The 253-nt window shown below is 58.5% G+C and carries 1 protein-coding gene; it reads right to left on the bottom strand.

Annotated elements, in window-relative coordinates:
• Positions 1-253 (bottom strand): TonB-dependent receptor domain-containing protein (locus SB751_RS33240; protein ID WP_410749398.1); only part of this gene is annotated, 253 nt, incomplete at both ends.

The following is a 253-nucleotide window of genomic DNA, read 5'->3' as shown; positions in this document are numbered from 1 at the left end:
GTCGAAGCGCAAACCCGCGAGAATCTTCCAGTGCTCGGTCAGCGAGATCAGGTCCTGCGCATAGACGCCCACCAGTCCGAGCACCGTCGCCGCATTGGTTTTCGCCGCGGTGCCGGGCTTCACGCCGGGCAAGTTGACCAGTTGCGGATTGTAAAGATCGTAGGTGGCGACCTTGTTGGTCGAGTAGATCGTGTCGAACTTCTGCTGTTGCGATAACTCGACGCCGTACAGCAACTCATGCTTCATGCCGAAC

The sequence above is a fragment of the Cupriavidus sp. SIMBA_020 genome (genome assembly GCF_046535395.1).
GTDB lineage: Bacteria > Pseudomonadota > Gammaproteobacteria > Burkholderiales > Burkholderiaceae > Cupriavidus > Cupriavidus campinensis.
Note: the sequence above shows the minus strand (reverse complement) of the source record. Positions and strands in the feature narration are given on the sequence as shown.